14 protein-coding genes and 2 riboswitches are annotated in these 14,848 nt (G+C 31.6%); of the genes, 5 read left to right on the top strand and 9 right to left on the bottom strand.

Going from position 1 to position 14,848, the window contains the following annotated elements; genetic code table 11:
- Window positions 1-80: 80 nt before the first annotated feature.
- The 3 genes from ACZ5N4_RS01760 to ACZ5N4_RS01750 form a co-directional block, all read right to left on the bottom strand.
- The gene (locus ACZ5N4_RS01760) at window positions 81-1,403 is read right to left on the bottom strand and encodes an ABC transporter ATP-binding protein (RefSeq protein ID WP_464206622.1); all 1,323 of its coding nucleotides are present in this window, start codon (window positions 1,401-1,403) and stop codon (window positions 81-83) included.
- A 13-nt stretch (window positions 1,404-1,416) separates the two neighbouring features.
- Window positions 1,417-3,135 (bottom strand): ABC transporter permease, encoded by a 1,719-nt coding sequence (locus tag ACZ5N4_RS01755; RefSeq protein ID WP_464206620.1) that lies wholly within the window; start codon window positions 3,133-3,135, stop codon window positions 1,417-1,419.
- A 203-nt stretch (window positions 3,136-3,338) separates the two neighbouring features.
- Window positions 3,339-3,504, bottom strand: a riboswitch (M-box (ykoK) riboswitch).
- 107 nt (window positions 3,505-3,611) lie between these two features.
- Window positions 3,612-4,988 (bottom strand): aminotransferase-like domain-containing protein, encoded by a 1,377-nt coding sequence (locus tag ACZ5N4_RS01750; RefSeq protein WP_464206618.1) that lies wholly within the window; start codon window positions 4,986-4,988, stop codon window positions 3,612-3,614.
- Between the two features lie 122 nt (window positions 4,989-5,110).
- Here ACZ5N4_RS01750 and ACZ5N4_RS01745 point away from each other — a divergent pair, with 122 nt between their 5' ends.
- From ACZ5N4_RS01745 to ACZ5N4_RS01735, 3 genes are all read left to right on the top strand, one after another.
- The gene (locus ACZ5N4_RS01745) at window positions 5,111-6,037 is read left to right on the top strand and encodes a carbon-nitrogen hydrolase family protein (protein ID WP_464206616.1); all 927 of its coding nucleotides are present in this window, start codon (window positions 5,111-5,113) and stop codon (window positions 6,035-6,037) included.
- A gap of 77 nt (window positions 6,038-6,114) precedes the next feature.
- A riboswitch (cobalamin riboswitch) is annotated at window positions 6,115-6,297 on the top strand.
- A 179-nt stretch (window positions 6,298-6,476) separates the two neighbouring features.
- Window positions 6,477-7,199 carry an energy-coupling factor ABC transporter permease gene (locus ACZ5N4_RS01740; protein WP_211143512.1) on the top strand — a complete coding sequence of 241 codons (723 nt, stop codon included), beginning with the start codon at window positions 6,477-6,479 and terminating at the stop codon, window positions 7,197-7,199.
- Between the two features lies 1 nt (window position 7,200).
- Window positions 7,201-7,491, top strand: a complete 291-nt coding sequence (locus ACZ5N4_RS01735) for an energy-coupling factor ABC transporter substrate-binding protein (protein ID WP_464206614.1) — start codon at window positions 7,201-7,203, stop codon at window positions 7,489-7,491.
- 407 nt (window positions 7,492-7,898) lie between these two features.
- Here the strand turns inward: ACZ5N4_RS01735 and ACZ5N4_RS01730 are convergent, their stop codons facing one another.
- On the bottom strand, window positions 7,899-8,276 hold the full coding sequence (locus ACZ5N4_RS01730; protein ID WP_464206612.1) for a hypothetical protein: 378 nt from the start codon (window positions 8,274-8,276) through the stop codon (window positions 7,899-7,901).
- A gap of 353 nt (window positions 8,277-8,629) precedes the next feature.
- Here ACZ5N4_RS01730 and ACZ5N4_RS01725 point away from each other — a divergent pair, with 353 nt between their 5' ends.
- The gene (locus tag ACZ5N4_RS01725) at window positions 8,630-9,109 is read left to right on the top strand and encodes an Lrp/AsnC ligand binding domain-containing protein (protein WP_464206610.1); all 480 of its coding nucleotides are present in this window, start codon (window positions 8,630-8,632) and stop codon (window positions 9,107-9,109) included.
- Between the two features lie 104 nt (window positions 9,110-9,213).
- Entirely contained in the window at window positions 9,214-9,435 is a 222-nt protein-coding gene (locus ACZ5N4_RS01720) for a DUF378 domain-containing protein (RefSeq protein ID WP_464206608.1), read from the top strand.
- 97 nt (window positions 9,436-9,532) lie between these two features.
- On the opposite strand, the gene argH is transcribed toward ACZ5N4_RS01720, so the two are convergent.
- The 5 genes from argH to ACZ5N4_RS01695 all read right to left on the bottom strand — a co-directional run bounded on the left by argH (window position 9,533) and on the right by ACZ5N4_RS01695 (window position 14,826).
- Window positions 9,533-10,849, bottom strand: coding sequence for an argininosuccinate lyase (gene argH / locus ACZ5N4_RS01715; protein ID WP_464206606.1), 1,317 nt, complete (start codon window positions 10,847-10,849; stop codon window positions 9,533-9,535).
- Between the two features lie 2 nt (window positions 10,850-10,851).
- A complete protein-coding gene (locus ACZ5N4_RS01710) occupies window positions 10,852-12,054 on the bottom strand; it encodes an argininosuccinate synthase (protein ID WP_464206604.1) in 1,203 nt (400 codons plus the stop codon).
- Between the two features lie 100 nt (window positions 12,055-12,154).
- Window positions 12,155-12,931, bottom strand: a complete 777-nt coding sequence (locus ACZ5N4_RS01705) for an amino acid ABC transporter ATP-binding protein (protein WP_464206603.1) — start codon at window positions 12,929-12,931, stop codon at window positions 12,155-12,157.
- 40 nt (window positions 12,932-12,971) lie between these two features.
- A complete protein-coding gene (locus ACZ5N4_RS01700) occupies window positions 12,972-13,622 on the bottom strand; it encodes an amino acid ABC transporter permease (RefSeq protein ID WP_464206601.1) in 651 nt (216 codons plus the stop codon).
- Window positions 13,623-14,139: 517 nt separating this feature from the next.
- The gene (locus ACZ5N4_RS01695) at window positions 14,140-14,826 is read right to left on the bottom strand and encodes a beta/alpha barrel domain-containing protein (protein ID WP_464206599.1); all 687 of its coding nucleotides are present in this window, start codon (window positions 14,824-14,826) and stop codon (window positions 14,140-14,142) included.
- Between the last annotated feature and the right edge of the window lie 22 nt (window positions 14,827-14,848).

The following is a 14,848-nucleotide window of genomic DNA, read 5'->3' as shown; positions in this document are numbered from 1 at the left end:
TTTTTGGGTGGCACTAAATAAAGAGAGGTATTTCTCTCAAGTGGTGTTGGCCAATCAATTCATTCTATATATTCTTTTACTTAAATCTCTTCATTTTCTTCATTGTCTAAATAAAGCTCTTCGGAATCATGATCATAATTGAACAATTCAGCATATCTACCCCAGTCTATTATAATGTCCATTATTCCTTCCATTTCATGCTGTGGAAAGTGCTTTTTAAATAACTCTTTAAAAAACTCTTCTTTCATAGTATGATTTTTTTTATTGTTTAAAACATTCATTATAAGTCGGAAAGTAGATATATTTTCTAGCTGTTTTCTGAACAGTTCTTTACTTTCATCTTTTTCTAATTCTACGAACTCTCTTCCAAGTTCTGTTATAAAAATATCTCCTTCTCTTACCTCTGCAAAGTTAAGCATAGAAATACCCTCTATATTAGGAAGAAGATCATCTATTTCCATCATTAAATCTCCCCCTAATTGGTATATGTCCATTTTGCCTCCATTATCATCTATAAGTTCGAGGAGACCTGACATCACACCTACATGAGCGTTTGGAATCTGAACTGGCTTTTCCCCGCCTTCTTTTTCCTTACCTGAACTTATGCTTTTACTTAATTTTTCATCTTCGTTATCCTCAATTTTGCCCTTAATTAATAGCTTATACACACTATCTACTAGCTTTTCAAACTCCGGTGATTTTCTATTTCTCGGATGTGGAAGGTCTATCTTTATCTCTGCAATTATATGTGCAGGATTTCTACTAAGCATTACAATCTTATCTGCCATAAGCACTGCTTCTTCAATACCATGAGTAATCATTATAATGCTTTTTATAGGCATCCTTTTTTCCTGCCATAATTCAACTAGTTCCGTTCTTAAGTTCTCTGCAGTTAAAAAATCTAATGCTGAAAAAGGTTCATCTAAACATAAAAGCTTTGGTTCTACTGCTAATGCTCTAGCAAAACCTACTCTTTGCCTCATTCCACCAGAAAGCTCTTTAGGATAAGCTTCTTCAAATCCATCAAGACCTATTAGGCTTATAAGTTCTTCAGCCTTTCTTCTCATATAATCCTTTGGGAATCCTTTAGCCTTAAGCCCTAGCTCAACATTTTCACGAACAGTAAGCCATGGGTAAAGGGCAAAGGTCTGAAAAACGATAGAAGCATATGGATTTACTCCAGTTACTTTTTGTCCATCAAAGATTACTTCACCACTATCGGATTTTACCAAACCAGTTATAGTCCTTAAAAGTGTTGACTTACCTGATCCAGAAGGACCTAGTATAGCTATAAATTCACCTTCATTTATAGTTAAATTTATATCTTCTAAAGTAGGCTTATCTGAGCCACCAAAATATTTTGTAATTCCTTTAACCTTTATAAACTCTTTTGCATTCTTCATGTTTTCCACCCCTTTATAGTTCTATTTTAAATTTTTCTTCTGATAAGGTATATAATCTTTTCCATAGGGTTTTATTAACGCCAACTACCACAATACACATAACTAAAGTTCCTATTAGAAGTAGAGGATAATTTCCTTTTTCTGTCGCCTCTGATATAAGAGCTCCAAGACCTATTGTTGATACAGTCTTTCCTCCGAAGTTAACATACTCTGACACAATACTTGCATTCCAACATCCACCCGTAGCCGTTACCATACCAGTTAAAAGATAAGGGAATATAGAAGGAAGAATAAGTATCTTCCATTTTTTCCATCCACTTACTCCAAAAGTCTTTGCTGCTGCTTTTAAATCTTCAGGAATAGCCATTGCTCCAGCAATTACATTAAATAATATATACCACTGAGTTCCCATAAGCATCAAGAGCACAGAAGCAACATTTAAGCCGCCAAGTTCATTCATAAAAAATACTAATATAACAGGGAAAAGTGCCGTTGCAGGGATCGATGCTACAACCTGAATAATTGGCTGCAGAATATTTGCAATTTTTTTGTTCATGCCTATAGCTACTCCTACAGGTACTGTCCATATTAATGCTATAACTTGAGCTGCAATAACTCTTAAAAAGGAATAACCTACAGCAGGTAGTATCCTTCCCCACTCATCTTTTGAAAGCTGCATTAATAATTTAAATGCATTAAGGCCTGAATATAAAAGTAATCCGCAAATTGATATTCTAAAAATCCATTTAACTGTAAACCCTATACCTTTTCCTTTAGCTTTTTCTCTATTTGAAAGTTTTACTGCAAATTTATCTATAAAATTATTTATTTTTTCTGCAAAAGGTTCAAATATTTTTTCAAGTAAAAATTCAATAATTACAGATCTTCTTAAAAGAGTAAGAACAAAGGATCGAGGTGCTTCACCTGATTCAGTAAGTTCTATTTTAAACTTATCTGCCCAAACAGTTACTGGTTTCCAGAACAATTGATCTAAAAGAACAATAACAAGTATTAATGCAGCGATTCCCCATGTTAATGCTCTAGTATTTCCTTGGCTTGCTGCAGTTTGTAAAAAAGAACCGATGCCTGGCAGTCTAAAGTCCTTACCCTTTAATGTAAACATCTCACAAGCCATAAGAAAGAACCATCCACCTGCCCAAGACATCATACTATTCCAGACCAATCCAATAATTGAAAATGGAACCTCTAATTTTTTAAAATTCTGCCACTTATTTAATCCAAATACGCTAGAAGCTTCTTTTAAATCCTTAGGTAGTATTTTTATAGAATGATAAAAGCTAAAAGTCATATTCCAAGCCTGACCTGTAAATATTAATATAATACAAGATAATTCCAAACCTATATTATCATTAGGGAATAACGCTATCAGGCCTAAAACTACAGCTGGTAAAAATGATAGTACTGGTATAGATTGAAGTATGTCTAATACTGGTACCATTATCTTTTCAGCTCTTTCGTTATGTGCGGCAATATATCCATACACAAGTGTGAATATTAAGGATAAAATATATGCTCCTGTCATTCTACCAACTGATTTTAAAACATACATTGGGAGATTTCTTATATCCGTTGAAACCTGTATTCCACTAGTGCTTACGTTTCCTCTTATTCCTGGAGAAATTGCTAAATATAGTACTGCTGCAATTGCTAGAAATATAATTATATCAAGCGCTCCAAATTTTCTGTTAACTATTGTCTTTTCTACTTTCATTTTACTCACTCTCCTTCTTATTTAATCAATAATTATCACCATCCTCAATATCCATAACTACCGCCACCTTTCCTAACTTTAGGCATATGATGGAAAATACACTAGCTTACTGACTGCTATTTTCTTTCATATACCTTAATGATAAAAATAAAAGAGCCCTAAAAAAGGCTCTAAAACTCCAAATACGAATAAATAAACATTCTTGCAAATATCCTTCGTTGAGCTTTAGCACTATATAGCTTTGAGTTAAACTCAGCTACATTAAGTAAAACCTTAATCCGGCAGTACCTGTTGACCCATTGGCATCTTTCGATATTTTTGGGCAGTAGCGTATATCTAATATAGGAGCCTCACCTAACAATATATTATTTAATTTTTGTCTAAATTTCTTGTACTTTGTAAGTATAAATTTTTATGTTTAGTTTGTCAATAAAATATTGTTATCTTTCTGTGTTAAGTTTAATTTACATATAAAGTTATATTTTAGGATAATAGTTAAAATCAGAATTTTTATCCGTTAAATATTTCTGTATAGCATCTAACACTATAGGAATACCTATTTTAATTTTATCCTCATTAACTTTACTTATACTAATTCTAAAATAATTATTAGTTTTATATTCTCTTAAAAAGCATGTACTTGTATCTAATAATTGTATATTCTTATTGGATAATGTGTTTATTATCTTCTCATATCTCAGACCATTATCTACGTATATACAGGCAAAATATCCTGATTTAGGTACATTCCATTTTATTTTAGGATGTTGAAATAGTGAAATCGTATCTTTTAAACAGCTCATTCTATCGGAATATAATTTACTAATTTTTTTCCTATGTTTATTAAACATACCACTCTTTAAGTAGATTTCCAAAGCACCTTGAGATAAGATTGGACTATTCATATCCACCCATTTTTTGTATTCTAAGAAAGTATTCATTAGCAGCTTAGGTAGTATAACTGCTGCAATTCTTAAACCTGGCACAAGAATTTTAGAATAGCTTTTTAGATAAATAACCTTTGAAGAAGTGCCATAGGTAAACATAGGATCTGATTTTTTATCTATTTCTAAATCCGCCATGATATCATCCTCAACGATATATACATTATATTTTTCCGCCATTTTAACTATTGCTTCCTTTTCTTCTCTAGTATATGAATTCCCCGTTGGGTTATGAAATCTAGGAATAGTATAAAAAAACTTAATATTGCCGTATTTAAATAACTTTTCTAATTCATGAAGATTAATGCCATTTAATCCTCTTTCAATTCCTAAAGCAGAAACATTGTTTAGTTCTAGGGATTTAATTATTCCATAATAGGTTGGTTGTTCAACAAGAACATTAGAATTTCCATTTGGAAATGGCATGGTTGCTAAAATATTTAAAGCTTGTTGAGACCCTGTGGTTATAACAATATTATCTGCTTTGGTGAATATTTGATATTCTTTAAGATGGTTAGTTAAAACTTGGATTAATGAATTTAACCCACGAGGATCACAATAAGTAAATAGCGTTTCTTTATAAAGTTCTATAGCATTGTTTAAACAGTGTTGAAATTTTTTATAAGGTAAAGTATCAATATCAGGAGCTCCTGATGAAAAATCAATTAGAGGATTTTCAAAAGAATTATCACTAGAAAAATCACTTTCTAGTACATAATACCCACTTTTGGATAATGAATAAATGATATGTTCCTTTTCGAGCTCATTATAGGCTTTTAAAACAGTACCGATACTACATCCAAATAATTGAGATATACTTCTTAGAGAAGGCAACTTTTTCTTTGCTGTAAGATTTCCATTTAAAATCTCATTTTTAATATATTGAACAATCAGCTGATATTTTAGCAATTTAAACAGCTCCCTTAATTTTGTACTATAACAGTTATAAATTTTGTTTGTTGATACTTTAATTATACTATAATAGTATGAATTTATAATAAATGTTTACTAAGTTTAAAGGGGATGTTAATATGAAAAATGCTATCAAAATTGTGAGAGTTGCGGCAGTCCAAGCGGCTCCTGTTATTATGGATCTTGACGCTACTGTTGAAAAGACTTTAGCTTTAATCAAAGAAGCAGGAAAAAAAGGTGCAAACATAGTAGTTTTTCCTGAAGCATTCATTTCCGCTTATCCAAGAGGACTTTCCTTTGGATTTGTTGTCGGCAGCAGAACAATGGAAGGACGTAAAGATTGGCAGCGTTACTATGAAAATTCTGTATCAGTACCTAGTGATGTTACAGACATTCTCGGAAAAGCAGCCCAAGAAGCTGGAGTATATTTATCTATAGGAGTTATAGAAAAAGATGGTGAAGGACTAAATAATACTCTTTACTGCACAAACCTGTTCTTTGGACCTGATGGAAAACTTTTAGGGAAACATAGAAAACTTAAACCTACAGGCACAGAGCGCTGTATTTGGGGGGAAGGTGATGGAAGTACTCTCACAGTATTAGACACACCTTATGGCAAAATGGGTTCATTAATATGTTGGGAAAACTACATGCCATTAGCTCGTATGGCCTTATATTCTAAAGGCGTAACTATTTATATTGCTCCTACAGCAGATTCAAGAGAAGAATGGCAGTGTACTATGAGGCATATAGCCTTAGAAGGCAGATGTTTTGTAATCGGATGTAATCAATATGTTGAAAAAAACATGTATCCGACAGATCTAAACTACTATCATGAATTAGAGTCTCAGCCAGAAGTTATGTGCCCTGGCGGCAGCTGTATAGTTAATCCTTTTGGAAAATATGTAGTTGAGCCTGTTTATAATAGAGAAGAAATTTTAATTGCTGACTTAGAATTAGATGAAGTTGTACAAAGCAGAATAGATTTTGATGTAGTTGGTCATTACTCAAGACCAGATGTATTTGAACTTATTGTTCATGAATAACATACCTATTAAAACTATTTTAAGCTTGTCTTAAATAAACATTTATGTTAAAATTAGCAGGAAAGTAATTATTGTTAAAAATTTAATAAAATATAGGTGCAGTTAATACACTGCTTAATAGGGAAGTTGGGTGAAAATCCCTCACGGTCCCGCCACTGTAAGAGAGAAGTTCTTATAATAATGCCACTGGCGTAGTCTGGGAAGGCTTATAAGAATGATGATACTTGAGTCAGGAGACCTGCCTATATTGTTTGTTATTCTTTAACCTTACGTGGATATAAGGTGAATAATTGTTACTGAATGCTATAATTTAACTAAAAATAGTTAACATCTGTTGCTTTTTTAGGTTTTATTATTGATTTAGATAAGTTATTTAATCCCTTTAACGTAAGTTAAAGGGATTTTATTTATTTAAAAATTAATTAAGGGGGAATCATTAATGAAAAAAAGACTATTATTTATTTATGTATTGGCATTGGTGCTTTCAGTTCCATCAATAGCTTATGCAATGCACATTTCCGAAGGATTTTTACCTCCTAGCTGGTGCATATTCTATTTTATACTCTCTGCTCCATTTTTTATTTTAGGTATGAGAGACATAAGAAAAGCTACATTAAGAAACAAAGACATAAAAATGCTTCTTGGCCTTGTAGCTGCATATTCTTTTGTACTTTCAGCGATGAAGATTCCATCAGTTACAGGAAGCTGCTCTCATCCTACAGGTACCGGTTTTGGCGCAATTATTTTTGGTCCATTTGTGATGGCTGTTATTGGTGTATTAGTACTAACCTTTCAAGCTATATTCCTTGCCCATGGAGGTATCACAACCCTTGGTGCAAATACTTTTTCAATGGGTATAGCAGGTCCAATAGTATCTTATACAATATATAGGCTTCTAAAACATAAAAACAAAAAAATTGCAGTATTTTTAGCAGCTAGTATTGGTGATCTTGCTACATACTTTATAACATCAGTTCAGCTTGCACTTTCTTTTCCTGCTAAAGATGGCGGAGTGTTTATATCTTTTATAAAATTTGTTTCTATATTTGCAGTAACTCAGCTTCCACTAGCTATAGTTGAAGGAATAGTGACAGTTATGATATTTGAGTTTATAGAGAAACATTCAAAGAGCGAATTACTATCATTAAACGAGGTGATTTAATATGAAAAGGAAAAATCTATTACTTATTTCTTTTTGCATTATACTTATCGTAGGTTCTTTTATCATAGGCTCTAAAGGCGAGTTTGGAGGAGCTGATGATCAAATAGAAGGAGTAATTTCTGAAGTAAATAAAGAATATACGCCTTGGTTTAATCACATTTGGGAGCCACCATCTGGTGAAGTAGAAAGTTTTCTATTTGCATTTCAAGCTGCTGCAGGCGCAGGCTTTGTAGGATATTATATTGGTAGAAAGCGTAATATTAAAAATAATAATGTACAAGAAGTTAGCTAGCCTAGAAAAAAATATAGTGATTTTGTATTAAAAATACAAAATCACTATATTTAAATAAAAAAAAAGCCTACATGGGGGAGCATGCGGCTAAATAGGGGATATTGTTTAATGAAAAGCTTATTAACATCAATAAAACCCGGTGTCTCATTGATGCTTTTCGACTTCATTTACAATATTATAATAACATTAATTGCATAATCAGTCAATATATTTTCAAAAAATATTTTTTTCGACATTATATCAAACATCATTCGACATATCTCAACCTGAAATTATCTAGAATTCTTATTTCCTATAGAATTTAATACTTATATTCATTTAAAAGCATTCAACCAAGTGATTGGATGCACTATACTTATCTATATAAAAATAAAAAGTTCCTAGTAAATACTAGAAACTTCTTACAATTACTTCTTTTGATTATTTTTTGCTCTATTTGGTTTAGCTTTAGGCTTTATAACAACATTACTTTTACTATTTTTTGTATTTCTTGATCCTCTATTAGCTGTATTATATATAGCTCCACTTCTCAAATCTACAAACCATAAAAACAGTACTATGAATATCGCCGATTGAACATACTGCCATACAGTGCCATTTATATTATATTTAAAATATGCAGCTATCATAGTTGGTACAAAGAATGCCGCTATAGCTAATCCCAAAATCAGCCACTTATTTGGATGTAATTTTGATAACACATGGATTTTTAATTGATTATAAACTACTAAGAATATAATTACAAAAAATAAAATTTGAAAGATAACTTGTAACCATAATGGCATTTTATTTTCCCCCTTTGAATTAGTATATATTACTTCTATTATTATACACTTTTAAATTTATAGCAATACCTTTATAAATAGCTTGTTAAGTATTACTGTAATTTTTTCATAATTGCGTTATAATGATATTGAAATATTTTTATAGTATATTAAAATATTATTAAATGACTATACTAAATATTATACTTATCTTCAAATAAACATTAATATTAATAAAAGTATTTTTTTATTAATACAATAACATTTAGTTCATCAAATTAACAAAAATTTCTGTTATAATAAAATTACTTACTTTGTTAATATTATGCCAATTATTGAAAGCATGTTATACAATAAATGAGGAGTGGTAATAAATGAATTTAAAGGTTAATGGATTAGACGATTTGGATCTTCAAATTTTGGATATACTTATCAAGGACTCAAGAACACCATTTTTAGAAATAGCAAGACAATGCCATGTAAGTGGAGGAACTATTCATGTTAGAATGAAAAAAATGGAAGATATCGGTATCATAAAAGGCACAAAACTTATAGTGGATAATTCAAAGCTGGGTTACGATGTCTGCTGCTTCATTGGAATTTATCTCGACAAAGCTAGATCCTACAATTTTGTACTTGATCAATTGAAATTAGTAAGAGAAATTGTTGAGCTCCATTATACTACTGGCCAATACTCAATCTTTGTAAAGGTTATCTGTAAAAACATTACTGATCTTCAAAACTTGTTAATGAATAAAATTCAGTCAGTAGAAGGCATTCAGAGAACAGATACATTCATATCTTTAGTTCAATCAATTGATAGAAATATGGAACTTAATATATTAGATAAATAAATTATAATTTTAGGGAAATTTTTTCCCTTTTTTTATTCTTTACTTATATTTTTTAAAAATTTGCGAATACTATTGTTGTACAAAATTATAAAGGAGATGTGAATATGAGAACACTAGATGTTATTGCACTAATATTAGTTGTTATAGGTGCTATAAACTGGGGACTAATAGGATTCTTTCAGTTTAACTTAGTAGATTCATTATTCGGCACAATGTCTTCATTTAGCAGAATAGTATACGCACTTGTTGGCATAGCAGGATTATATGCTCTTTCATTTTTCGGAAGAGATAGAGACAGAACTAGAGATCCAGGAGAAGTTAAATAGTTATTTAAATTTAAAATATCTCTAAAAAGGAAAGAGGAAAGTCTTATAAAAGCCTTTCCTCTTTCTATATTTAATTTAATAAAAATTTGGGGCAATATTATTTGAGCTCCACTTTAATGCCTCTGTTTAAAGTATTGCCGTAGTCTATAAATTCATATACATCCTCATCAAATAATTCGCTGAATTTCTTTAGCTCCTCTAAGTATATATCCTCTATAGCTTTATTTTTTCCTTCACAATAAAGTACTATTTCCCCTATTACTTTATGTGCATCTCTAAAAGGCATTCCTTTATTTACAAGATAGTCTGCTGCTTCTGTAGCGTTAAGGAATCCTTTTTTAACTGCATTAAAAGTATTTTCTTTTTTAACTTTTAATGAGGAGAGCATACCTCTCATAATTTTTAAACAGCTTAATATCGTATCTAAGGAGTTAAAAAACTGTTCTTTATCTTCCTGCATATCCTTGTTATAGGCAAGGGGAATGCCTTTCATAGTGGTAAGCAGTGCTATGAGTGATCCGTATACTCTCCCGGTTTTACCTCTTATAAGCTCTGCAGCATCTGGATTTTTTTTCTGAGGCATAATGCTGCTTCCAGTTGAGAATTCATCATCTATTTCAATGAAGTCAAACTCTTTACTGCTCCACAAGATTAATTCTTCGCTTAAGCGACTTAAATGCATCATCATTATAGAAAAACAGGACAACAACTCTATAACATAATCTCTATCACTTACTCCATCTAAAAAATTATCTACTGACTTTTTAAAACCTAATTCTTTAGCAGTAAAACTTCTATCTATATTATGAGTTGTTCCAGCTAACGCACAGCATCCTAATGGACTTTCATCTAATATCTCAATGGCATTTAGTACTCTCTTTTTATCTCTCATAAGCATATTGTAATAAGCCATAATGTGATGCTTAAAAGTTACTACCTGCGCCCTTTGAAGATGAGTATATCCTGGCATTATACAGTTATTTTCTTGTCCTAGCTTTACTATTGTATCTTGAAGTGCTTCAATATTTTCAATCACTTCAAAAGCTTTTCCTTTTGCATACAGTCTTAAGTCTACTGCTACCTGATCATTTCTGCTTCTAGATGTATGCAGTTTCTTTCCAACCTGACCTATTCTTTGTATAAGATTCATTTCAACAAAACTATGAATATCTTCGTAGTCACCTTCTATTTCAAGGTTTCCATTTTCTATATCTGAAAGTATTGAATTTAATCCTTCTAATATGATTTTACATTCTTCCTCTGTTAAAATTCCACACTTAGTAAGCATCTTAACATGTGCAGTACTTCCTTGTATATCTTCATAATAAAGTGTTCTGTCAAAGCTTAGAGAACTGTTAAAGTCCTCCATAAGCTTATTTTCTGCCTTCTTAAATCTTCCACCCCAAAGCTTCATGATTAAACTTCCTTATTTTTTTCCATCATAGCTTTAATCTTTAGCGGAAGACCAAATAGATTTATAAAGCCTTCTGCATCTTTGTGACTATATGAACTTGCACCGAAGGAAGATATACTTTCATCATAAAGAGCATATGGTGTATCTATACCTGCTACCATTACATTACCTTTATATAACTTTAATTTTACTGAACCTGTTACATTTTTCTGAGTAGAATCTACAAAAGCATCTAATGCTTCTTTTAATGGTGTAACCCATAATCCATCATAAACTAATTCTCCATATTTTTGTGATACCATTTGTTTATAGTGGAAAGTTTGTTTATCAAGAGTTAATCTTTCAAGTTCCTTATGTGCTGCATAAAGAATTGTTCCACCTGGAGTTTCATAAACTCCCCTTGATTTCATTCCTACTAATCTATTTTCAATTATATCAATTATTCCTATTCCGTTTTCTCCGCCTATTTTGTTTAATATTTCTATTAATGCTACTGGTGCTATGTCCTCTCCATTTAACTTTTTAGGTATTCCTTGCTCAAAGTATACTTCTACATAAGTTACTTCATCCTTTGCTTTTTCAGGAGGAGTTGTCATAAGATACATACCTTGATTGTGCTCATTCTGTGGCTTTTCAAGTTCTCCGCCTTCATGGCTTAAATGCCATAGATTTTGGTCTCTTGAGTATATCTTTGCCTTAGTTACAGGTATATCTACTCCCTTAGATTTAGCATAATCTATAGCATCTTCTCTTGACTCTATATCCCATATTCTCCAAGGCGCAATTACCTTTATTGTAGGATCAAATGCTGCTATACCAAGCTCAAAACGTACCTGATCATTTCCTTTTCCTGTAGCTCCGTGAGCTATATATTTTGCTCCTTCAGCATGTGCTATTTCAACTAATTTTTTCGCAATTAATGGTCTTGCAAAAGAAGTTCCAAGCAAGTATTTTTCTTCGTATACAGCTCCTGCTTTTATACCTTTAAATATATAATCAGTTACGAATTCCTCTACTACTTCCTCTATATATATCTTTGCAGCTCCAGTTTTTAAGGCTTTTGCTCTAACCTCTTCCATGTTATCTTCTTGACCTACATTTATACAAGCCGCAATAACTTCTAAATCATAGTTCTCCTTAAGCCATGGGATTATTATTGATGTGTCCAATCCTCCTGAATATGCTAAAACGACTTTATCTTTCATGATGATTCCTCCCCTTTTTTAACAAGGAATTGAGAATAAGAATTTATTTTCATCCCCAATCCAATTTAATATCTTATTTATTTGAATGATTATTTTTAATTTACAATACTTTTTCTAAGAAAGATTTGGTTCTTAGTTCTCTTGGATGTGAAAATATCTGTTCAGGTGTTCCTTGTTCTACAATTTTTCCTCCATCCATAAATATAACTCTATCAGCAACTTCTTTTGCGAAGCCCATTTCGTGAGTTACAACAACCATTGTCATTCCTTCTTTCGCTAAATCTTTCATAACATTTAAAACTTCTCCTACGAGCTCAGGATCTAGCGCTGAAGTCGGTTCATCAAATAACATTATATCTGGATTCATAGCCAAGGCTCTTGCAATAGCAACCCTTTGCTTTTGTCCACCAGAAAGCTTTGATGGATAATAGTCCATTTTATCAGCTAAGCCAACCTTTTTAAAAATCTTTTTTGCTCTCTCTAACACTTCATTTTTCTCTTCTTTTTTTACTACAACCGGTGCTTCCATAACATTTTGTAATGCTGTCATATGAGGGAATAAATTAAAATTTTGAAAAACCATTCCCATCTTTGTAGTTATCATTCGAAGCAGCTTTTTATTTTTAGGATTTAACTCTTCTCCTTCAATAACTACTTTCCCACCATCAATTTCTTCAAGGTGGTTAAGACATCTTAAAAAAGTACTTTTCCCTGAACCTGATGGTCCTATGACAACTAAAACTTCTCCTTTTTTGACTTTTACATTTAAGTCTTTAAACACTACAAGATCATTGAACTTTTTAGTCAAGTTTGTAGCCTCTATCATGTACTCCTCTGGGCTAAACTCTATATAATTATTTAATGCTGCACTTTCCATATTATTTTCCCCCTCTAATCTCCTCTAATTCACGGGCTATCTATCCATAAACTTCTAACTTTTTCTCTATTAGTGAAAATGCTCCTGTAAATATAGTTGTCATTAAAAGATATAAGATACCTGCTGTTAAAAACACTTCTATTGGTTTAAAGGTAGTAGCATACATTTGCTGAGCTGATCTCATAAGCTCTACCATTGCTATTGTTGATACCAATGATGTATCCTTTAGCATCGCTATAAATTCATTCCCCACAGGTGGTATTATTACCTTAAAAGTCTGTGGTAGTATTATTCTTCTCATTGTATCTGTATAAGTAAACCCTAATGCTTTTGCAGCTTCAAACTGACCTTTATCTATTGATTGGATTCCGCCTCTTATTATCTCTGCCATATACGCAGCACAATTTAGCCCAAGACCAAGTACAGCTGCTGAAAAAGGCGTTAGTGTAATACCTATAAAAGGTAGTCCATAGTAAAAGAAAAACAATTGCAAAAGTAATGGAGTTCCTCTAAATATCCATGTATAAAAGCCAGAAATTGTCCTAAGTGCAACATTCTTTGATAGCTTTAAAAGTGCCAACAATACCCCTAGTATCGTTCCAAATATTAAAGTAATAACTGTAAGCTCTACCGTCATTATGCTCCCCTTCAGCAAAATCGGTAATGTATTTTTAATTGCCAATATGTCCACTGCCCTCACTCCACTCTAACTTAATTTTTTAACTCCTTATTTATATCATAATTATACATATATTATAATAATTATGCAATACCTTTTTTATATTTTATTTATTTTTTATGCAGAAATAATTTAAACACAGTTTTACATTAACTGCTTATTTCCTATGATTTATGGGTGAAATTCTGCATTTTCTAATATATTGATACGAATTATATGTATATTTAAACTTTTATCTGCATGTTTTTTCTATAAATCACTTAGACACTAATTGCATAAATATGATATATATACTCTATTATTAAGGCTTATTTTTAAAAACTGCATACATAATTAATATTATCAATTCAAATTTAGATAGAATTTACTTATAGGGTTATTAACCAGAAAGCTAGCTTATACAAAGGAATATGTTTCCAAAAATGAAGGTAGATTTAAAAACATATCCCGGGGTATAAGCTAACTTTCAGTCTATTACCCCTATATACAAAAAATAAAAAAAGCCTTAGAATTTCTCTAAGGGCATTTTTTATCTAGCCATATCTCTGTATTTGGTCATTGTATCTTTGAATAATTCACCTGTGCTTGGTGGAGTGTAGGAAATTGCATTAGCACCAGCTTCTATTGTTTCTTTCATACTTTCTTCATTCTTCCCGCCTGTAGCTATTATAGGAAAGTCAGGATAGTCTTCTCTTATCTTTCTAACTACCTCTGCTGTTCTACTGCCTGCAGCTACATTAAATATAGTTGTTCCGGATTCTATTCTGCCTTTTATATCTTCATTTTCTGACACTACAGTAACTATAATAGGAATATCTATTGAATCTCTCATTGCTTGTATTACTTCATTAGATGTAGGGCTGTTTACAACCACACCCATAGCACCTTTAAATTCCGCATCAAGTGCTAGGTTCACTACCCTTTTCCCCATAGTAAGTCCACCTCCAACACCACAAAACACTGGTACATCAGATGCTGATACTAATACTTCTGTTATTACAGGCTGAGGAGTAAATGGATAAACTGCCATTATTGCATCAGCATTATTATTTTTTATGACAGCTATATCTGTTGTAAATATAAATGATTTTAGCCTTTTACCGAATACTTTTATACCGCTAGCAGATCTTATTAATTGAGGAACGTCTATCATACGACTTCTAAGGGTTCCCTTTATCTCTGGCACAAATTTACTTATTTTTTGGTTCATTTTCATCCTCCACAAAACCTCATTATTA

Source organism: Clostridium nitrophenolicum, from assembly GCF_055391695.1.
This window is presented reverse-complemented; position numbering and strand designations above follow the sequence as displayed.

Bases quoted from the DNA above. Each gene is read 5' to 3' on its own strand.
- ACZ5N4_RS01720 (WP_464206608.1), top strand. From the start codon at position 9,214: ATGAGAACACTAGATGTTATTGCACTAATATTAGTTGTTATAGGTGCT.
- ACZ5N4_RS01740 (WP_211143512.1), top strand. From the start codon at position 6,477: ATGAAAAAAAGACTATTATTTATTTATGTATTGGCATTGGTGCTTTCA.
- ACZ5N4_RS01745 (WP_464206616.1), top strand. From the start codon at position 5,111: ATGAAAAATGCTATCAAAATTGTGAGAGTTGCGGCAGTCCAAGCGGCT.
- ACZ5N4_RS01695 (WP_464206599.1), bottom strand. From the start codon at position 14,826: ATGAAAATGAACCAAAAAATAAGTAAATTTGTGCCAGAGATAAAGGGA.
- ACZ5N4_RS01710 (WP_464206604.1), bottom strand. From the start codon at position 12,054: ATGAAAGATAAAGTCGTTTTAGCATATTCAGGAGGATTGGACACATCA.
- ACZ5N4_RS01730 (WP_464206612.1), bottom strand. From the start codon at position 8,276: ATGCCATTATGGTTACAAGTTATCTTTCAAATTTTATTTTTTGTAATT.
- ACZ5N4_RS01725 (WP_464206610.1), top strand. From the start codon at position 8,630: ATGAATTTAAAGGTTAATGGATTAGACGATTTGGATCTTCAAATTTTG.
- ACZ5N4_RS01735 (WP_464206614.1), top strand. From the start codon at position 7,201: ATGAAAAGGAAAAATCTATTACTTATTTCTTTTTGCATTATACTTATC.
- argH (WP_464206606.1), bottom strand. From the start codon at position 10,849: ATGAAGCTTTGGGGTGGAAGATTTAAGAAGGCAGAAAATAAGCTTATG.
- ACZ5N4_RS01755 (WP_464206620.1), bottom strand. From the start codon at position 3,135: ATGAAAGTAGAAAAGACAATAGTTAACAGAAAATTTGGAGCGCTTGAT.
- ACZ5N4_RS01705 (WP_464206603.1), bottom strand. From the start codon at position 12,931: ATGGAAAGTGCAGCATTAAATAATTATATAGAGTTTAGCCCAGAGGAG.
- ACZ5N4_RS01760 (WP_464206622.1), bottom strand. From the start codon at position 1,403: ATGAAGAATGCAAAAGAGTTTATAAAGGTTAAAGGAATTACAAAATAT.